18 protein-coding genes are annotated in these 17,646 nt (G+C 68.0%); 10 read left to right on the top strand and 8 right to left on the bottom strand.

What is annotated here, in order from left to right; genetic code table 11:
- Positions 1 to 46: 46 nt before the first annotated feature.
- Entirely contained in the window at positions 47 to 1,147 is a 1,101-nt protein-coding gene (locus DAT37_RS03285) for a lysylphosphatidylglycerol synthase transmembrane domain-containing protein (protein WP_109523101.1), read from the bottom strand.
- A 9-nt stretch (positions 1,148 to 1,156) separates the two neighbouring features.
- Positions 1,157 to 2,671, bottom strand: coding sequence for an adenylate/guanylate cyclase domain-containing protein (locus DAT37_RS03280; RefSeq protein ID WP_198654070.1), 1,515 nt, complete (start codon positions 2,669 to 2,671; stop codon positions 1,157 to 1,159).
- Positions 2,672 to 2,838: 167 nt separating this feature from the next.
- Here DAT37_RS03280 and DAT37_RS03275 point away from each other — a divergent pair, with 167 nt between their 5' ends.
- From DAT37_RS03275 to DAT37_RS03265, 3 genes are all read left to right on the top strand, one after another.
- Positions 2,839 to 4,089, top strand: a complete 1,251-nt coding sequence (locus DAT37_RS03275) for an AI-2E family transporter (protein ID WP_232839466.1) — start codon at positions 2,839 to 2,841, stop codon at positions 4,087 to 4,089.
- Complete coding sequence (gene macS, locus DAT37_RS03270) at positions 4,076 to 5,266, top strand: MacS family sensor histidine kinase (protein WP_109523100.1); 1,191 nt, start codon at positions 4,076 to 4,078, stop codon at positions 5,264 to 5,266. The genes DAT37_RS03275 and macS overlap by 14 nt, the downstream gene beginning before the upstream one ends.
- A 157-nt stretch (positions 5,267 to 5,423) precedes the next feature.
- Positions 5,424 to 6,092 carry a response regulator gene (locus DAT37_RS03265; protein ID WP_109523099.1) on the top strand — a complete coding sequence of 223 codons (669 nt, stop codon included), beginning with the start codon at positions 5,424 to 5,426 and terminating at the stop codon, positions 6,090 to 6,092.
- Between the two features lies 1 nt (position 6,093).
- On the opposite strand, the gene DAT37_RS03260 is transcribed toward DAT37_RS03265, so the two are convergent.
- Complete coding sequence (locus DAT37_RS03260) at positions 6,094 to 6,681, bottom strand: TetR/AcrR family transcriptional regulator (RefSeq protein ID WP_269814731.1); 588 nt, start codon at positions 6,679 to 6,681, stop codon at positions 6,094 to 6,096.
- Positions 6,682 to 6,794: 113 nt separating this feature from the next.
- On the opposite strand from DAT37_RS03260, the gene DAT37_RS03255 reads away from it, so the two are divergent.
- The 4 genes from DAT37_RS03255 to DAT37_RS03240 all read left to right on the top strand — a co-directional run bounded on the left by DAT37_RS03255 (position 6,795) and on the right by DAT37_RS03240 (position 9,331).
- Positions 6,795 to 7,781, top strand: a complete 987-nt coding sequence (locus DAT37_RS03255) for an LLM class flavin-dependent oxidoreductase (RefSeq protein ID WP_109523098.1) — start codon at positions 6,795 to 6,797, stop codon at positions 7,779 to 7,781.
- A gap of 22 nt (positions 7,782 to 7,803) precedes the next feature.
- Positions 7,804 to 8,211 carry an EthD domain-containing protein gene (locus tag DAT37_RS03250; protein WP_109523097.1) on the top strand — a complete coding sequence of 136 codons (408 nt, stop codon included), beginning with the start codon at positions 7,804 to 7,806 and terminating at the stop codon, positions 8,209 to 8,211.
- 75 nt (positions 8,212 to 8,286) lie between these two features.
- The gene (locus DAT37_RS03245; RefSeq protein WP_109523271.1) at positions 8,287 to 8,943 is read left to right on the top strand and encodes a DUF1707 SHOCT-like domain-containing protein; all 657 of its coding nucleotides are present in this window, start codon (positions 8,287 to 8,289) and stop codon (positions 8,941 to 8,943) included.
- A 25-nt stretch (positions 8,944 to 8,968) separates the two neighbouring features.
- A complete protein-coding gene (locus DAT37_RS03240; RefSeq protein ID WP_157978251.1) occupies positions 8,969 to 9,331 on the top strand; it encodes a Uma2 family endonuclease in 363 nt (120 codons plus the stop codon).
- Positions 9,332 to 9,346: 15 nt separating this feature from the next.
- Here DAT37_RS03240 and DAT37_RS03235 read toward each other — a convergent pair whose 3' ends face one another.
- Positions 9,347 to 11,026 (bottom strand): NTF2-like N-terminal transpeptidase domain-containing protein, encoded by a 1,680-nt coding sequence (locus tag DAT37_RS03235; RefSeq protein ID WP_109523270.1) that lies wholly within the window; start codon positions 11,024 to 11,026, stop codon positions 9,347 to 9,349.
- A 420-nt stretch (positions 11,027 to 11,446) separates the two neighbouring features.
- Here DAT37_RS03235 and DAT37_RS03230 point away from each other — a divergent pair, with 420 nt between their 5' ends.
- Together DAT37_RS03230 and aroQ are read left to right on the top strand one after the other, a co-directional pair.
- Positions 11,447 to 12,052, top strand: a complete 606-nt coding sequence (locus tag DAT37_RS03230) for a dihydrolipoyllysine-residue succinyltransferase component of 2-oxoglutarate dehydrogenase complex (protein WP_109523095.1) — start codon at positions 11,447 to 11,449, stop codon at positions 12,050 to 12,052.
- Positions 12,053 to 12,154: 102 nt separating this feature from the next.
- Complete coding sequence (gene aroQ / locus DAT37_RS03225) at positions 12,155 to 12,592, top strand: type II 3-dehydroquinate dehydratase (protein ID WP_109523094.1); 438 nt, start codon at positions 12,155 to 12,157, stop codon at positions 12,590 to 12,592.
- Between the two features lie 4 nt (positions 12,593 to 12,596).
- Here the strand turns inward: aroQ and DAT37_RS03220 are convergent, their stop codons facing one another.
- Together DAT37_RS03220 and DAT37_RS03215 are read right to left on the bottom strand one after the other, a co-directional pair.
- Positions 12,597 to 13,043, bottom strand: a complete 447-nt coding sequence (locus DAT37_RS03220; RefSeq protein WP_109523093.1) for a nitroreductase/quinone reductase family protein — start codon at positions 13,041 to 13,043, stop codon at positions 12,597 to 12,599.
- A 117-nt stretch (positions 13,044 to 13,160) separates the two neighbouring features.
- A complete protein-coding gene (locus DAT37_RS03215) occupies positions 13,161 to 14,051 on the bottom strand; it encodes an NAD(P)-dependent oxidoreductase (RefSeq protein WP_109523092.1) in 891 nt (296 codons plus the stop codon).
- 144 nt (positions 14,052 to 14,195) lie between these two features.
- Here DAT37_RS03215 and DAT37_RS03210 point away from each other — a divergent pair, with 144 nt between their 5' ends.
- Positions 14,196 to 14,543: a winged helix-turn-helix transcriptional regulator gene (locus DAT37_RS03210; protein WP_109523091.1), complete on the top strand. Its 348-nt coding sequence runs from the start codon at positions 14,196 to 14,198 to the stop codon at positions 14,541 to 14,543.
- Positions 14,544 to 14,622: 79 nt separating this feature from the next.
- Here the strand turns inward: DAT37_RS03210 and DAT37_RS03205 are convergent, their stop codons facing one another.
- On the bottom strand, positions 14,623 to 15,744 hold the full coding sequence (locus DAT37_RS03205) for a glycerate kinase (protein WP_232839464.1): 1,122 nt from the start codon (positions 15,742 to 15,744) through the stop codon (positions 14,623 to 14,625).
- Positions 15,745 to 15,970: 226 nt separating this feature from the next.
- Positions 15,971 to 17,563 (bottom strand): alpha/beta hydrolase, encoded by a 1,593-nt coding sequence (locus DAT37_RS03200; protein WP_109523268.1) that lies wholly within the window; start codon positions 17,561 to 17,563, stop codon positions 15,971 to 15,973.
- Positions 17,564 to 17,646 lie beyond the last annotated feature (83 nt).

The raw sequence follows: 17,646 nt of genomic DNA, 5'->3' as shown, positions 1-17,646 counted from the left end.
ACCGGACACTTCGCACTGTCGAGTCATGAATCGGGCCGGCGTGGATCTACACGGTCCTGCGCTGTTCGAATTCCTTCTCGAATTCGGCGTCGTCGGCCTGCGGAGTGCGGAACACGAAGGCGAAGACGATCCAGCCGATGATCGCGACGAGGATGAAACTGATCAGCCGGTAGACGAAAGCGCCCGCGACGGCCTGCGCGGCGGGCAGGCCCGCGGCCACGGTGAGTCCGTAGATCAGGGTCGCGTCGACGTAGACGATGCCGCCCGGCGCGAAGGGGATGGATCCGACGGCTTTACCCGCGGCGAAGGCGAGCAGCAGTCCGGAGAGTTTCGGGTCGGCGCCGACCGCGTAACACGCGGCGCCCAGACAGGCGACATCGGCGAAGCGGTGCACGATGGCCCAGAATCCGACGAGCACGCCGTCGCGGGTGCCCAGGTCGACCGATTCGAGCTGACCGAGGATTTCCTCGACCTTGTCCATGCCGTGGTCGGCCTCGCGCTTACGCAGGCGATTGACCCCGGCGAGAACGCGCCGCAGCACCGATTCCAGCGAACCGGGATTGGTCGAGACGTAATTGCCGACCCACACCAGCGCGATGACACCGGCCAGCGACAGGATGAGTTTGAGCGGGCCCACTCGATTGCCGACGAGCAGCGCGCCGCCGACCCCGAGCAGCGCGAGCCCGACGGTGGCGATCACCCCGGAGATCACCAACTGCCAGGAGGCGACGATCGGACTCGCGCCCCAGCGGCGGGTCTGGCGGTAGGTGAACGCGGTGGAGAACACCTGCCCGGCGGGCAGGGTCACCGACATCGCGGTCGCGCCGTAGACCACCGCGACCGATTTCCGCTGACCGACGTCGACGCCGCCCGCCCGCAGCAGCTGTTTCTGCACCCGTCCGAATCCGCTCATGGACAGCGCCTGGAACCAGACGCCCGCCGCGAGCCAACCCCAGTGGATCTCGGTGAGACTCTGCCAGGATTCGTGCAGGCGCGGCCAGAGGTAGAAGCCCTCGGCGATCAGCAGTGCGGCGAGCGCGACACCGAGAACCCACTTGACCCAGCGGAATCTGCCGCGACGCCGTGTCGCCGGTTGGGGCGGGGGCTGGGACGGGGGCCTACCCACTGTCTCCCCGTTGGCGCTCACGCGGTCAGCCTAACTACCCGTCGTTTCGCTGTCTGCATCCACGGTCGGCCCACCGTTGTCCTTCGGCCACGCGAGTCGGGTCTTGCGTCGCCGTCCGCGCAACTGCACCTCTTCGCCGGATATCCACAACCGCTGCTCGCTCTCGTCGGCGAAATACAGCGCGCTACCGGAAGCCAGCACCCGGCCCGGCTGGTCCTTGGCCAGTTCGGTCAGACGGGAGGCTTCGTTGACCGGGTCGCCGATGACCGTGTACTCGAATCGGTTCGCCGCACCGATATTCCCCGCGACGGCCAGGCCGGCGGAAACGCCGATTCCGATATCGAGTCCGGGTACCTCGCGCAATGCCTCGCGCAGGTCGCGACCGGCGGCCAGCGCGGCGGTCGGCGCGTCCGGCCGGTCCAGCGGCGCGCCGAAGATCGCGAGCGCGGCGTCGCCGACGAATTTGTTGACGAATCCGTGGTGGCGGTCGATGACGTCGACGACGATCCGGAAGAATTCGTTGAGCAGACCGACGACCTCGGTCGGCGGACGTTCGGCGGCGGCCGCGGTCGACCCGACCATGTCGACGAACAGCACCGCGACGAACCTGGTCTCGCCGCCGAGTTCGGTGCCGTAGTCGAGGGCTCGCTGGGCGACCTCCTCGCCGACGTGCTGACCGAAGAGTTCCTGGAGCTGACGACGTTTGGCCGCCTCCTCCATCATCCGGTTGAAGCCGACCTGGAGCAGACCGATCTCGCTGCCGTCGAAGACCTCGACCTGGACGTCGCGCGCTCCCTCCTGCACCCGGTCGATGGCCTGGCTGAGCTGGCGGACCGGATCGGAGATGCTGGATCCGGTGAGCATCGACAGCGCGAGCGCCTGCATGATCACCACGCCGGAGAGCAGCAGGATCGAGATCGCCAGCGACTGCGCGGAGAATTTCACGTCCGAGGTGATCTGGGTGACGCACAGCAGCACGATCGCGATGGTCGGGGCGAAGGTGCCCATCCCCCAGGTCATGCCCATGCGCGTGCCGACGCCGGGGGTCAGCGTGTGGTCGAAGGTGCCCGCGGTCAGCGCCTCGGCGGCGACCGGACGCAGAATGCGTTCGCCGAGCATGTAGGTGAAGCCGAACACGATGGTCGCCGCCATGCATTCGGTGACGATGACGGCCCCGGCGAGTTCGGGCGTGGCGGAGATGATCAGCGCGGCCAGCACCGCGCCGCCGACCAGCCACAGCACCAGGTGCACGAACGCCTGGCGCAGCGGTGCGTGCAGGGCGGCCATCTGCTCCTGGCGGCTCGGCGGCCCGCCGCGCATCTGCCAGCGCATCACCGGGCGCAGCATCAACGCCGACGCCGCCAGACTCAACAGCCCCCCGGTGATGAATACCAGGGCGGGAACGAGGAGCCCGACGCGCCGCGCGCCGGCCGCCTCCCCTTCCGGAACCGGGAGTCCATATTGGATGAACGCCCACACCAGCACCGCGCCGAAGGCGTTGGCCAACAGCATCGACGTCAGGTACAGCGGCCAGCGCGTTCGCATGGTCTGTTTGACCGCTTCCAAGGGCGCCGACACGTGCACCAATCTAGCGTTTCGATCATCCGGGCATATCGTGGTGGTTGCGCGCCGGACCCGTCGACGGCTCGGCCACCCGCCCGCCGATCACGGGGGACCGACCTCACCCACGCGCGCCGGTTAGGCTCGCGGAGGTGAGCGACCAGAAGCAGAGTCCCGCACGCAGAGCCGGGGCAGCGGACGCGGTGCACCCGCTGGTCCGGCAGTCGGCGGAGTGGTCGTGGCGGCTGCTGGTCATCTTCGCGGCGGTGTACGTACTCGCCATGGTGGTGCAGCGACTCGCGACGGTGGTGATCCCGCTCGCCATCGCGCTGCTCGCCGCCGGACTGCTGGCGCCGCTTGTGGATTGGATGCAACGTCTCGGCGTGCCGCGCTGGGTGGGGGTTTTCGTCGCGCTGGTCGGATCGCTCGGCATCGTCGCGGGCATCATGACCTTCGTCGTGGAACAGTTCGTCGCCGGTGTCCCGCAACTGTCGGACGAGATCACCCACAGCATCCACAAGATCCAGGACTGGCTGATCAACGGTCCGCCGCATATGAGCAACGAGCAGATCCGCAATATCGGCGACACGATCGTCAAGATGATCCAGTCCAATCAGGACAGCGTGACCAGCGGCGCGCTGACCACCGCGACGGCGATCGGCCACATACTCACCGGCACCTTCCTGACCCTGTTCATCCTGATCTTCTTCCTCTACGGCGGCGATCAGATCTGGGAGTTCGTCACCCGGATCGTGCCGACACCCCATCGCGAGCGCGTGCGCCTTGCCGGACAACTCGGCTTCGGAACGCTGGTCGGATTCGTGCGCGCGACGGTCGCGGTGGCGGCGGTCGACGCCATCGGCATCGGCGCGGGCCTGGCGATACTCGGTGTCCCGCTGGCGCTGCCGCTGGCCTCGCTGGTCTTCATCAGCGCGTTCATCCCGATCATCGGCGCGTTCCTGGCCGGTTTCATCGCGGTCTTCATCGCCCTGGTGACCAAGGGGCCGGTCACGGCGTTGATCGTGCTCGGCATCATCATCGCGGTGATGCAGCTGGAAAGTCATGTGCTGCAACCCCTGCTGCTCGGCCGGGCGGTGAGCATCCACCCGCTGGCGGTGGTGCTCGCGATCACCGCGGGCGTGGTGCTCGGCGGTATCGCGGGCGGTCTGCTCGCGGTGCCGTTCGTGGCGGTGATGAACACGGCGATCCGGTCGCTGTTCGCCGACAGTCCGGAAGAGGCGTTCGAGGATCTACAGACCGGGGAATCGGGCCGAATGTTCTCGGCCGAACCGGATCGGGATCCCGACCCCGACCGGTTCGACGTGGCCGCGACATTGCGTCACGAGACCGTCCTGCTGCGGAAACCCGACGACGGGGACGGGCGCGGCGATGCGGACAGGTGATCGCTGGACCGGCGAGCGCCTGACGACAGAACTCGACCCCTCCGATGCCGCTACCGCGCCGCTGTGGCGGGCGGTACAGGCATTCCGGCTGGTCACCCTGCTGTACGCGATCGGTCAGCAGGTCGCTTCGGTGCAGTACTACCAGAATCAGCGTCTGAGCTGGGTTTTCATCGCCCTGATGGCGGTGTGGTCCGGTGCGTCGGCGCTGCTGCTCTCGCATTGGCACGTGACGAATGTGGCGCGGGTCCGGACGTGGGTGGTGATCGGTGACCACCTCGTGGTGATCGGCCTGATCTGCGCCACCCGGCTGGTGGCCGATTACGACTGGTACCACGGACACCAGACCCTGCCGACCACCATGTGGGCCGCGAACGCGGTGATCTCGGCCGCGATTTTGCGCGGGCCGATCCTCGGAATCGCCTCGGGCGTACTGATCTCCACCGTCATCATCACCGTTCGCGACCAGTGGGGCCAGGACGTGTGGGCCGATGCCACCATGCCGGTGCTGGTATCGGTCGGGCTGGCGCTCGGCCTTGCCGCGAACACCGCGCGCAGAGCGCAGGAACAACTCCAGCGCGCCGTCCGCCTCACCGCCGCCGCCGAGGAACGCGAACGTCTGGCACGCGAGGTACACGACGGAGTGCTGCAGGTGCTCAGCTACATCAAACGCCGTGGCGGCGAAATCGGCGGGCCCACCGAGGAATTGGCGCAGCGGGCCGGTGAGCAGGAGATCGCGCTCCGGGTCCTGATCTCCGAACAGGGCGTACGCGCCGACGAGGGCGGCACCGAGGTGGATCTGCGCCCGCTGCTGACCGCGCACGCGACGCCGAACGTTTCGGTCTCGACACCGGGCGAACCCGTGCGGATCGGCCGTTGGGCCGCGACGGAGATCGTGGCCGCGGTGGCGACAGCGCTGTCCAATGTCGGACTGCACGCCGGACCCGACGCGAAAACCTATGTGCTGCTGGAGGACACCGGCGACGAGCTCATCGTCAGCGTGCGCGACGACGGTGTCGGCATCGAGTCGGGGCGTCTGGAACAGGCCGAGGCCGAAGGCCGGATGGGGGTGTCGCGTTCTATCGTCGGGCGTATCGCGAGTCTCGGCGGGACGGCGGAATTACTCACCGAGGGTTCGGGTGAGGGCGTCGAATGGGAGTTCCGCGTTCCGCGTGGATGAGGTGGTCGCTCCCCCCGCGGTCGTTCGGCCTCGCCCATCTGCCCGACGCTGCCCGCTCGAGTCTCCGCCCGGTACCACCCGATCTGGCACGATTGACCGGAATCGGCTCGGCGACACAGCCGAGCGATCAGGTCGGAACCGACACGGGAGGTACGCGATGACCGACGACGCCACCGGAGGCGCCATTTCGGTGATGGTCGTCGACGATCACCCGATGTGGCGTGACGGCGTGTCCCGCGACCTCACCGAGGCCGGATTCACGGTGGCCGCCACCGCGGACGGGGTCGGCGCGGCGACCAGGCGGGCGGCGGCGGTGCGACCCGCGGTCGTGCTGATGGATATGCAACTGCCCGACGGCAACGGCGCGCAGGCGACCGCCGAGGTCCTGCGGGTCTCGCCGCAGAGCCGAGTGCTGGTCCTGTCGGCCTCCGCCGAACGCGACGATGTGCTCGACGCGATCAAGGCAGGCGCGTCGGGTTATCTGGTCAAGAGCGCTTCGGCCACCGAATTGATCGACGCCGTCCGGGCGACCGCGGCGGGGCAGCCGGTTTTCACGCCGGGACTCGCGGGACTGGTCCTCGGCGAATACCGGCGCATGGCGACCGCACCCGCCGAACCGGACGAGCCGCACCGCCCCGCCCTGACCGACCGGGAGACCGAGGTACTGCGGATGGTGGCGAAGGGTCTGTCCGCGAAACAGATCGCCACGCGGCTCGGACTGAGTCATCGGACCGTGGAGAACCACGTCCAGGCCACGCTGCGAAAACTCCAGCTCGCCAACCGGGTCGAGCTGACCAGGTACGCGATCGAGCAGGGGCTCGAATAGCTCACCCGGACCCGCCGGATCGCGGCTCGACGCCGCGCAGGAACAGCGTGATCGCGTAGCGCAGATGTCTTTCGGTCTGTTCATCGCTGCGATAGACACCGAATTCGGCCAAGCGCCAGGGCTGGGCCTCCACGAGGACGAGGAAATGTTCGGCGGCGATATCGAGTTCGTCGTCCGCGATATCGAGTTCACCGGCGTCGCGGTGCCGTCGCAGGATGTCCATCACCGCGCGCAACCGCGGCGACCACGCCATGGTTTCGGCGCTGAGGGCGAATTCGGGGAATCTGGCCGATTCGCTCATGGCGATCCGTTGCAGTTTCACCAGGCGCGGATCGGCGACCCTGGCCAGGGCTTCACGGCCGATCGCCGTGAGTGATGCGCGCAGGTCGGCACCCTCGGGCGGCGCGGACACCGCCCGCGAGTCACGTCGCGACATCGCCCAGGGGATCACCTCGGCGAAAACCGCACGCTTGTCCGGATAGCGGGCGTACAGCGTCTGTTTGGTGATGCCCGCCGCCCGCGCGATCGCCTCCATGGTCGTGCCGTCGTAGCCGCACGCGAGGAAGGTCTCGACCGCCGCTTCGCGCAGCCGTTCGACGAGTTGTCGCGTCTCGGTCCTGGTCGGTCGTCCCGGCCGTCGCTGTCCCGTAGTGATCGCACCACCTCTTCCAACTAGACGCGATCGTATGATTATATGACCCCATGCCGAATCCGGAGAACACGCCCGTAGAGCTGTCGTGCGGGCTGCCACCCGGCCCCGAATTCAGCGATCTGGCCGCGTTGGCCGAGGAGTGCGGCTACGCGCGGGTGTGGATCTTCGGATCGGCTCCGCTGTGGGAGGACCCGTTCGCGCACCTCGCGCTCGCCGCGAGCCGCACCTCCCGCATCGGTTTCGGCACCGCGGTCTCGATTCCGAGCGAGCGATCGGAGATGGCCATGGCGTCATCCATCGCGACCGTCGCTCGAATCTCCGGCGGCCGGTTCCGTGTCTGCTTCGGCACCGGAGCCACCGCGCGCCGCACCATGGGCCGGGCGCCGCTGTCGCTGAAGATGGTCGGCGAATACCTGTCGGCGGTTCGCGGCCTGCTCGAAGGGCAGACCGTGACGATCGACGACAGTCCGGTCAGGATGCTGCACGCCGAAGGGTTGGCCGCGCCGCGTCCGGTCGACGCGCAGATCTGGTTGAGCGCCTTCGGTCCGCGCGCGATCGAACTGGCGGGGCGCGTCGCCGACGGCATCATCGGACAGCACCCGCACCCCACCCTGCCCACGGCGACCATGCGGGCCGGCACCGTCCTCGAACCGGGTGAACACCGCGAGAGCAGGCGGGTCCGCGAGGCCGTCGGCCCGTGGCGGGCCGTGGCGTATCACGAGGCCTACGCCATCGCCGGACCCAGGGCCGTCGACGCGATGCCGGGCGGAGCGCGGTGGCGGGCCGAAGTGGAACAACTCGCCCCCGAAGGAGAGCGTCATCTGCTCACCCACCAGGGCCATGTCACCCACCTGACCGAACGCGATCTGCCGCTGACCGGATTCGACGGCGGATTCCCCTCGATGATCGGCGAACCCGACGCGATCCGCGCCGAACTGACCAGGCTGGCCGAACGCGGTGTGCGGGAAGTCATCTACACCCCGAGCGGCCCCGACGTCGCCAGGGAACTGACGGCTTTCGCCGCCGCGGCCCGATAGCCGACACCGCCGGGAGCTCTCGATGACCGATTCGCACGCCCGCGACGCGGCAGCGCCGCGGGTCCACAAGGTTCTGCTCTTCCTCAAACGTCGACCGGGCATGTCGGTGGCGGACTTCCGCGACTACTACGAGAACATTCACTCCAAATTCGGCGAGAAGTACTCGCGCGGACTACTCGGGTACGTCCGCAACTATCTCGACCCGGTCGGCGACGAGGAACTGCCGTTCGACGTCATCACCGAACTGTGGGTCGCCGACCGGGCGACCGCCGAGGCCATCGCCGCGGGCGTCGCGCGGAATCAGCCGCTACCCGAAATTCTCGAGGACGAGAAACAGCTCTTCGATCGGTCGAAGACGCGGGTTGCGACGGTCGTGGAATGCCGATCGACACTCCCCGCCCCGAATTCCGAGAATCCGGGATTGCCCTGATGCCGCGCACCCACGATCGTCGGTAACCTCGATTCCATGGGCGGCCCCGAATCGGTATCGAATGGCGGCGGCGCTGTGGGCGATCGTGAACTGCGCGTATCCGACGCCGAGCGCGAGCATGTCGGTCAGTTGTTGCAACGCGCGGTCGGCCTGGGGATGCTCTCGCTCGGCGAGTTCACCGAGCGGATGGACACCGCCCTGGCCGCCAAGACCCGAGGTGAACTCAACTCGGTGCTGATAGACCTGCCCGGCGTGCAACTCGTCGGCAGGCCCGCCGCACCGCAGACGCATTTCGTCAACGCCGCGCCCTCGTTCCAGCGGCCGCGCCCGATGCCGCCCTACCGACGCCCACCGGTCGCCGTGCCGGGCAATGTCATCCGAACGCGCATGTCCGGTGTCAACCGCCGTGGCCCGTGGCAGGTACCGCCGACGCTGGTGCTGAACAGCTGGCTCTCCGGCGTCACCCTGGATTTCACCGAGGCGATCATGTCGACCCAGGTGGTCGAACTGCACGTCGACGACTACTGCAGTTCGCTCAATCTCATCGTCCCCGCCGAGGCCACCGTCGACCTCGACGGCGTCGACCTCATCGGTTCCAGCGTCAACAACAAAGTCCGCACCGGCCCCCCACTCGGACCCCTCCACCTCGTCGTCCAGGGCAGCATCCGATTCGGCTCGGTCACCGCCAAACACCCGCTACGCGCCCACTGGCGCAAACTCCTCGGCCACTGATCCGAATCTGGAGACAGCAGCGGCGGTGATCGCCACCGAGCAAGGAGTCGACCTCGGTCCGACGGTTCCCGAACCGGATGTTCTCGCGGTGACGCGCACCGCGGTGAGCGCCGAATCCCTGTCCTTCCCACCGGAAGTCGTCCACCTGGTCATCGAAGTGATGTCGCCCAGGACCAAGACCAGGGATCGCGTGCTCCGCCCCGCCCAGTACGCGGAAGCAGGGATCAAGTGTTTCTGGCGAGTGGAGAACGAAGCCGATGCCATCGTCGTCTACACCTTCGAGCTACTCCCCGAGGGCGGCTACGCGCCGACCGGGATCTTCCGCAATCGAGTGAAGGTCGACCGCCCGTTCCCGATCGATATCGAATTGCCCGACGTGACGTGGTGACGTGACACTCCCGGATCAGGGTTCGGGGCTGGCCAGCGATTGGAGCATGCGGGCGGCCATCCGGGTGGCGGCGTCGCCGCTGTCGATGTCGTTGATGTGGATGGCGAAGGCGAGGTCGCCCATGGTGGCGAGCAGCCAGCCGTCCGCGCCCGCCGTCGCGGCGAAACCGGTGACGTCGCGGTAGGAGCGCAAACCGGCGAATTCCGGGCTCCCCGCGCCGTCTCGCAGCATGGCGCGCAGGCGGTCGGCGACATCGCCCGGCAGCGGTTCGAGTTTCGCGTCGGTGCTGCCGGGGCGACCGACCTCGATCGCCGGGGCCGGAATCTCGCCGCGCGCGATCGCGGCCGCCGCGATGGCCATACCGAAGGGGCTGGCCAGCACCGCGTCGGAACCGCCGCCCTGACGGACCTGTTCTGCGCTGCGTCCGGCGATCGCGAGGCGTCCGGTGACCTCGTCGAGGCCGGGCACCCGGAAATCGACGCCGACACCGAGTCGGCTCGCGGCCTCGGCCGCTTCCTGTACCGAGATGTCCTGCGGCTGTTTATGTTCGGTGACGGCGGCGAGATTGCGGAACAGTTCGATATTACGCCCGACCGGGTACAGCCCGGTGAAGGCCACCGAACCGTGCGCGCTGGCCTGGCTGTTCTGGGCGACGGCGACGACCGCGCCGCTGGACGGCTGGATCGCGACGATCGAAGCCGGGGTGCCGACGCTGACCACCGCGTCCTCGGCCGCGCGTTGCAGCCGTTGATCCATCGCCCCGGCGATATCGGGTCCCGGCGGGCCCTGGTATCCGGCTACCTGTCCGACGAATTTGCCGTCGGCCTCGTAGATCTGCACACCCCAACCGGAATGCTGCTCCTGGCTGTCCTGCCAGACCTTGCGCAACGCGTCCAGCTGCGGGGACCAGACCCGGCGATCCGAGGAGATCAGGCGCGGCTGCTTTTCCATCACCACACCGGGGATGGGCGCCATCGCGGGCTCGAGGATCTCGAAATCGCCTTCGCGCAGGTTGACCGCGATCACCGGTTTACCCTGCGATGTCGCCAGCTGCTGCATCAGCGACGGGCCGGTGATCAGCGGCGCGACCGGCTCGATGGCTTTGGCGAGCGCGTCGGTGGAGGCGACCGGATCCGACGTCTTGGTCGGATCGATCTTGATGACATTGATGACCTGCTCGTGCATGAGCGGCGCGCCGGTGATGTCGACGACCCTGGGCGCGGGCGCGGGCAGGGTGCGGACCAGTTTGGCCGTGCGGTTATTCGACAGCTGCGGCATGACGATGCCCGGCTCCCAGGAGATCCGCCAGCCGATCGCGAGTTTGCGGACCGTGCCCTGGATGCTGTAGTCCCAGGTCTTGTTCTCGCCGAAATTCCAGTCGACATCCATGCTGAAGATCGCCGACTGCGAGTCCAAGCCGATGAATTGGGTCTTCTGGTAGTCGACCTTCCCCGGCTGCAAGCCCTCGAACATTTGCTTGAGGGTTGCCTGAGCCCCGTTGGGGTAGGAAGTCAGCTCCGCGGCCTCTTTGTAATCCTGTTTGTCGAGCAGTTCGGTGAACCGCTCGACGATGCCTTCCGCCTCATTGGGTTCCGCCTGGAATCCACACGAACCCAGTGCGATCGCTACAGCCGCTGCCCCCGCGAGTGCCAATGCGCCCCGGACGCTGAAGCGGCGGGATCCCCGACCATCCATATCGCCCACTCTTCACTCTTGTCACTCCAGTAACAAGACCACCGTACCTGAAATTACCTGCTCGTTGGCGCCCTGTAGCCGGGCCGTTACCCATGCTCAGCGGTATCGATTGTGCCCGAAATCCCGTCACCGAGAAGGCGGATCCTGAGCGCTGTCCAGTCACAAGGCGATAACCGGCGCCGCTACCGTACCGGGCGGAACGCACGTTTGGGGAATTACCGTGAACGTCGCCATTTCGGAACTCCCCCGACACGCATCCACCGCCGTCATCGGCGCCTTCCATAGTGGATTACCCCAACGAGACCGGTTTCACGCAGAGCGGAACCACCCCGGGGTTTTGCGACGTAATCTTGTAATCAACACTCCGCCGTCAGCGCAAACACTGCACGAAGCGCGGATCAGAGAAGAAGGTGACTCCCCATGAGACATGACCACCGGGGACGGAATTTCGGCAGGCCGGGCGGCTGGCAGCAGGCGGATCTACCCGACCCCGCCGATGTACCCGACTGGTTCGCCGGAAGATTGCCGAGTGACTGGTTCGTCGGCGCGCCGCTGATCGAGATCGACCGCGACGAAATCTTCGTCATCGGCGAACTCCCGCTACCGAAACCCGAGCGACCGGCCGGCCCCACCGACGGCGACGCGGAAGCCCCCACCGCCGAAATCCCCCGCGCCACCAAAGAAGGGGTGATCTCGCGTTTCCGCGAATCCACCCGCCCGGCGCGCATGCAGATCGCGGGCGAGGCCCAGCACCGGTACGGGCGCAGCGTCGCCTGGGGCGTGACGGTCGACGGCGAGCGAATCATGTTCACGCACCAGGCGGTGCCCGTCATGACCCGGTTGCGTCAACCCGAACGCAAGGTTCTCGACACCCTGGTCGATTCCGGGGTCGCGCGCTCCCGCTCCGACGCGTTGGCCTGGACGGTCAAACTCGCGGGTAAGCACGCGGAGGCGTGGCTGGAGGAACTGCGCGCCGCCATGACCAAGGTGGACGATCTGCGGTCGGAAGGGCCGAAGGGGCTCTAGACGATCCGGCCCGAACGGACGATCCCGGGCTCCGCGCGCGGGATCCTCGATCACCGGTGAGAGTTTGTCCGATCAGGCCGGGACGCCATTAAAGTCTCTCCCATGGCCGCCCCGATCCTGATCCTCAATGGCCCGAACCTGAACACGCTCGGCGTCCGCCAGCCGGAGGTCTACGGTTCGGAAACCCTCGACGACGTGGTCGAACTGTGTCGAGTGACCGCGGCGCGGTTCGACCGGGAGATCGTCGCGTTCCAATCGAATTCCGAAGGCGCGCTGATCGATCGCATTCATCTAGCACGCGGGGCGGAATCGGGGATCGTCATCAATCCCGGCGGGTTGACCCATACGTCGGTGGCGCTGCGTGACGCGCTGGTCATCCCCGAGGTGCCGATCGTGGAGGTGCACATCAGCAACGTGCACGCCAGGGAGGAATTCCGGCACCACTCCTATATCTCCGGGATCGCGACGGCGGTGATCGCCGGGATGGGCGTCGCGGGGTACGCGGCGGCCGTGGAATTCCTGGCGACGCGCACGTCGTGACGTCTCACGCGATCCGGAAGACCGGGAATCCCGGTGCGATCTCGGCCAACTGGTCGTCGGTGGCGTCCTTGGTGACCCCTTCGAAGAATTTGCCGACTTCCCACCCCCATTTGCGCAGGTAGAGGCGCAGCAGCGGAACCTTGTCGGCATCGGCGACCTCGGTGGCCGTGAAGGCCTCGGCCTTGCGGCCCAGGCGCAGTTCGCCGCCGCCCGCCACCCGCAGATTGCGCACCCACTGGGTCTGGCCGCGCGGGGCGACCAGGTAGCGGGCACCGTCCTCGTCGATCATCAGATTGACCATCGTCGTGCGCCATTCCCCGCTCTTGCGCCCCTTCACCGCGAGCAGCCGCGACCCCATCACGCTGATGCCGAGTCCGGGCAGCAGGTTGAAGAAGCGATTCATCACGGACTCGAATCCGGCGGGGGCGATATAGCGGGTGCTGGCGTTCATCTCGACTCCTTGTTGTGAGCACTGCTCTCTGTTGAGAACAATGTTCCACGTTTCGCCCGCCACTGTCAAGAGCAGTGCTCTCATTTCGTCGGAATTCGCGCGCGGTAGGCCCGCCGGTCACGAAACCGGTTCCGCCGCACCGCGCATGAGTTCGTAGGTCGACACCGCGCGGCCAGCCCCTTCGCTCGCGACGATCGCTGCCTGCCAGAAGGTCTGCGCGATCCGGGAGAACGTCGCGTCCACGCCGACGTCCGCACTCGCGTCGATGATGTGCTCCGCGCCCGCGTCCATCATTCGCAGCCCGGCGATATCGGCCCATCCGCCCGCCGCGTTCGCCGCCGAGAACTCGGTCATGAAATGCGGGAAGGCCGCGCTGGACCGGATGGCGAAGGGCAGGAACCGGGCGATGTCGTGACCGGAACGCTCGATCATCGCGGTCGCCTGGTCGAAGGCGAGCAGCCACGGATGGAAAATGGTGAGCAGTCCCTGGTAGAAGATCTGCGCGAGCCCGTCGTCGGCGCCGAGGTATTCCTGGGGGCTCAGTGGCCGCAGCAGTGCCGAATGCGCGTCGAAGACCTCCCTCGGTCCGCTGTAGAAGATGTAGGAGGCCGGGTGCGCGATATCGTCACCCGCCGACATCACTCCGCCGGAAAGGAATTGCGCTCCGCGCTCACGCACCCAGGCCGCGCCCGCGCGGGCCCGACGCGGTGAATCGGAGGAGAGGTTGACGATCACCTTGCCCGGCAACCGCTCGACCCCCGGGCCGAGGACGTCGTACATCGCGGCGTAGTGGGTCAGGCTCACGACGATCACCTCGTTGGCCGCGAGCGCGTCGGCGACGGTGTCCGCCCGCTCGGCGCCGAGTTCGGCCATCGCGTCGGCTTTGGCACCGCTGCGATTCCACACCGTCACCTCGACACCGGCGGCGAGGAAGGCCCGCACCATGGCCTGCCCCATCGGGCCGAGGCCGAGCACGGAGACGGATCGGCGGATACTCTGCTCGGACATGTTGTGTCCCTTCGGTTCTCGATTCGTACACTGATCGGCGCCGAATTCATCGTCGTCCGCGCGGCCGGAGGTGGGAAGACCGCACGTCAGGGTCGGGTTGCTTACCGTGAGGTTCGAAATACCGTCGGAAAGGGTGCGCCCCGCATGAGTAGTGAGACAGATCACGAGGTCTGCGGTATGTCGGTGGCGATCGACGTCGTCGGAGGGAAATGGAAGCTGCACCTGATGTGGGCGCTCGAAGCCGGGCCGCAACGTTTCGGGAGGTTGCGCAAACTACTGACCGGCGTGAGCGAGAAGGTGCTCGCGGAAAATCTGCGGCAGTTGGAGGCGGGCGGTGTCGTGCACCGCGAGGTGTTCGCGGAGATACCGCCGCGGGTCGAGTATTCGCTCACCCCGCTCGGCGAGGAATTGCGCCTCGCGCTGCGTCCCCTCGAGCAATGGGGTGACAGGCACCGCCGTCGATTGCTCGACAATCTGGCCTCGGCGGGCTGAGCGCGACGTTTCCGCGCGGCGCGGGGGCGGTGGGACGGCGCAAGACCGTGGTGTCGCCTCTCCGCCGTGAAGCGGACGTTCAGGCCCCCAGGTGCTCGCGGGCGATCGTCGCGCCGACGTCCTCCAGCAGCGACCGCGCGTGCGCCATGCACCGTCGAGGATCGGATTCCAGGTCCGTGAGGGCATAGCAGGTGGTGAAGCCCGCCGAGCGAATTCGTACCGGAGTCAGGAGATTACGGCCGACGGCGGCGATAACGGGCACGCCCGCCTTGCGCGCCGCCTCGCACACACCGATCGGAGCCTTGCCGTGCAGGCTCTGTTCATCGAGGGAACCCTCGCCCGTGACGACGAGGTCTGCGCCGTCGAGGAGGGCGGCGAAATCGAGCAGTTCGAGTATCACCGCGATACCGCTGCGCACCTCGGCGCCGAGCAGCGCCATCGCGCCGAATCCGGTGCCGCCCGCCGCACCCGCGCCCGGCCGCTCGGCGAACTCGACACCCGCGACGGTGGCCCAATTCGTCAGTGCCGCTTCCAATATCGCCAGCTGCGCGGCATCGGCGCCCTTCTGCGGAGCGTAGACCGCGACCGCACCGCGCGGCCCGAGCAGCGGGTTGTCCACATCGCAGGCGAGGACGAACCGCGTCGCGGCGACCCCGGGATGGATTCCCGAGCGATCCAGCGCGACCGCATCGGCCAGCGCCGCGCCCCCGCGCGGCACTTCATCGCCCCGCCGGTCCAGTACGCGCACGCCGAGCGCCCGCAGCATTCCGGCCCCGCCGTCGCTTGACGCGCTCCCGCCCAGGCCGATCACGATCTCGACGGCTCCCTTGTCGAGCGCGTCCGCGATCACCACCCCCAGTCCGAAGGTGCTCGCGCCGAGCGGATCGGGCACACCTCGAGGCAGTTTCACCAACCCCACCGCCGCCGCCAACTCGACGACGGCCGTCCCTCCGCGCAGCGCGTAGGTCGCCACACCCACCACTCCGGTCGGCCCCGGCGCGTCCACCTCGATCCGCCGCCACCCCGCCGCGACGAACGCGTCCACCGTCCCGTCGCCGCCGTCGGCGACCGGCATCAGCACCAACTCCGTATCGGGGCGAACCCGCGCGATTCCCGTGGCGAGAGCCCCGGCCACCTCGGGCGCACTCGACGACCCCTTGAATTTGTCGGGAGCGAGCACCACCCGGCGCACGGAGTTCATCTCGACATTCTGTGCCGCCACCCCCACCGCCGCCACCGCTGGCGCGCCCAGGAGCCGAGCATCCTCGACTCGACCGCACCCCTCGGGGGACGCCGACGCGGTTCTCCTCGATTCGACACCGATTGCCCCGAGGCGCGACCTCACCGATGGTCTGTTGGCCCGGTCGAGGTGACCTCGCCAGTACGCAGTCGGTGCGGACGATCGACGGGTTGCCACCGACGCGAACTCAACCGAGAGGGGCCTGATCCGCGCGATCGATGGTGACCTCGCCGGTACGCAAATAGGTGAGGACGGCGTTGTCGACGGCGGGGTTGGCGCGGCCGAAGGTGCCGTGATCACCGCCGTCGACGGTGATCAGGGAGCCGTTGACGGCCTGCGCCAGGGCGGGGCCGCCCTCGTATTCGGTCAGGGCGTCGTAGCGGCTCTGGAGTAGGAGCGGTCGGGTGCGCAGACCCGCGCCCGAGATCGGGACCGGCTCGGTGACCGGACGCCAGGATCCGCAACTCATTCCGGAGCGGACCAGGTCGGCGCGGGCGTCCATGGCATTGCCGCCGGAGGCGATGGTGGCGACGGCGGAGGCGAGCAGTTCCGGGCGCGGCTGCACCGCGTTCTCGTTGCAGGTGATGGCCGAGAAGACGAAACGGCCGGTGGGGTCGCCCGCGGTCGCGCCTTCGATGGCGAGCAGCCGCGCGACGTTGGCCGGGTCGGTGTTGGCCTCGGCCATCGCCTTGGCGAAGGTCGGCCAGTACGAGCGGGTGTAGGTGGCGACGGCGGTCGCGCCGACCAGCGGCACCCGGGCCGACCCGCCGCCCGACAGCAGTGTGCGGACCAGATTCTGGACCTTGCCCGCCTGTTCCACGGTCCCGTTGACGCCGTCGCGCGCTATCTCGGCGAGCGGTTCCGGCAGTTGCCCCGGCAGGTCGGAGACTTTCGCGGGCGGCGGTGTCAGGTTGGCGTACCAGCCGCCGCCCTGATCGGAAACCAGTCGCACCCAGTTGCGATACACCTGCAAGGCGGTGTCGCCGAGGTGGTATTCGGTGTTGTGGTCGGCGATCCAGGCGAACAGATCGTCGAGACGACGTTTCCCCGCGACCTGCTGCTGGGCGAATTCCTCGTTCCACACCCAGCCCGGATGCACATTGGAATCGAGCACCATCCGGTCCACCCGCTCCGGGAACAGCGACGCGTACACCGCCCCCAGGTAGGTGCCGTAGGAGGTGCCGAGGAAGTCGATGCGTTCCAGGCCGAGCGCCGCGCGGACGGCGTCCATATCGCGGGCGGTGTTCTCGGTGGTGATGGTGTCGAGGTAACCGGGTTGGGCGGCGTCGCACGCTTTCTTGATCGCGTCGCGATCCCCGCCGCCGAGCGAGACCTCGTCGCCTTCGGCGCCGGTGGCGCAGCTCAGCGGTGTGGCCCAACGCAATCCGCGCGGCTGCACCGCGATCCTGTCGAATTCGGCGCCGAGTTCGGCGGGCAGCGCATCGGTGCGGCGGGCCCAGTAGTCGAGCGCGTCGGCGCCCGGTCCGCCCGGATTCGCGAAGATCGCGCCGCGGCGCTCGCCGGTGGCGGCGATCCGGCTGACGGTGAGGTCGATGCGGGGGCCGTCGGGTCGCGTGTAGTCCATCGGCACGCTGACGACGGCGCATCGCACGTCGCGGTCCGCGCTCACCGCACCTTCCGGACAGGCGCCGAACGCCACCTCGGAAGGTTCCGCGGCGGCCGATCCCGTGATCAGCGAGGCGCCGAGCGCGCCGGTGACCGCCAACGCGCCGATCGTGCGCGACAGGCGCGGCGACCCGCGTCCGAATGTCCTCATCATGCTCGCACCTCCGCCGGGCCGATACCGTGCGGCATGCGACGCGACCAAGAGCATTCTGCGTGGGGCGCGCACCGTGGGACAAG

The organism is Nocardia aurea (assembly GCF_003123685.1).
Classification (GTDB): Bacteria; Actinomycetota; Actinomycetes; order Mycobacteriales; family Mycobacteriaceae; genus Nocardia; species Nocardia aurea.
Note: the sequence above shows the minus strand (reverse complement) of the source record. Positions and strands in the feature narration are given on the sequence as shown.

Bases quoted from the DNA above. Each gene is read 5' to 3' on its own strand.
- DAT37_RS03265 (WP_109523099.1), top strand. From the start codon at position 5,424: ATGACCGACGACGCCACCGGAGGCGCCATTTCGGTGATGGTCGTCGAC.
- DAT37_RS03200 (WP_109523268.1), bottom strand. From the start codon at position 17,563: ATGATGAGGACATTCGGACGCGGGTCGCCGCGCCTGTCGCGCACGATC.
- DAT37_RS03215 (WP_109523092.1), bottom strand. From the start codon at position 14,051: ATGTCCGAGCAGAGTATCCGCCGATCCGTCTCCGTGCTCGGCCTCGGC.
- DAT37_RS03220 (WP_109523093.1), bottom strand. From the start codon at position 13,043: ATGAACGCCAGCACCCGCTATATCGCCCCCGCCGGATTCGAGTCCGTG.
- DAT37_RS03205 (WP_232839464.1), bottom strand. From the start codon at position 15,744: ATGAACTCCGTGCGCCGGGTGGTGCTCGCTCCCGACAAATTCAAGGGG.
- DAT37_RS03210 (WP_109523091.1), top strand. From the start codon at position 14,196: ATGAGTAGTGAGACAGATCACGAGGTCTGCGGTATGTCGGTGGCGATC.
- DAT37_RS03255 (WP_109523098.1), top strand. From the start codon at position 6,795: ATGCCGAATCCGGAGAACACGCCCGTAGAGCTGTCGTGCGGGCTGCCA.
- macS (WP_109523100.1), top strand. From the start codon at position 4,076: ATGCGGACAGGTGATCGCTGGACCGGCGAGCGCCTGACGACAGAACTC.
- DAT37_RS03250 (WP_109523097.1), top strand. From the start codon at position 7,804: ATGACCGATTCGCACGCCCGCGACGCGGCAGCGCCGCGGGTCCACAAG.
- DAT37_RS03230 (WP_109523095.1), top strand. From the start codon at position 11,447: ATGAGACATGACCACCGGGGACGGAATTTCGGCAGGCCGGGCGGCTGG.
- aroQ (WP_109523094.1), top strand. From the start codon at position 12,155: ATGGCCGCCCCGATCCTGATCCTCAATGGCCCGAACCTGAACACGCTC.
- DAT37_RS03280 (WP_198654070.1), bottom strand. From the start codon at position 2,671: ATGCGAACGCGCTGGCCGCTGTACCTGACGTCGATGCTGTTGGCCAAC.
- DAT37_RS03235 (WP_109523270.1), bottom strand. From the start codon at position 11,026: ATGGATGGTCGGGGATCCCGCCGCTTCAGCGTCCGGGGCGCATTGGCA.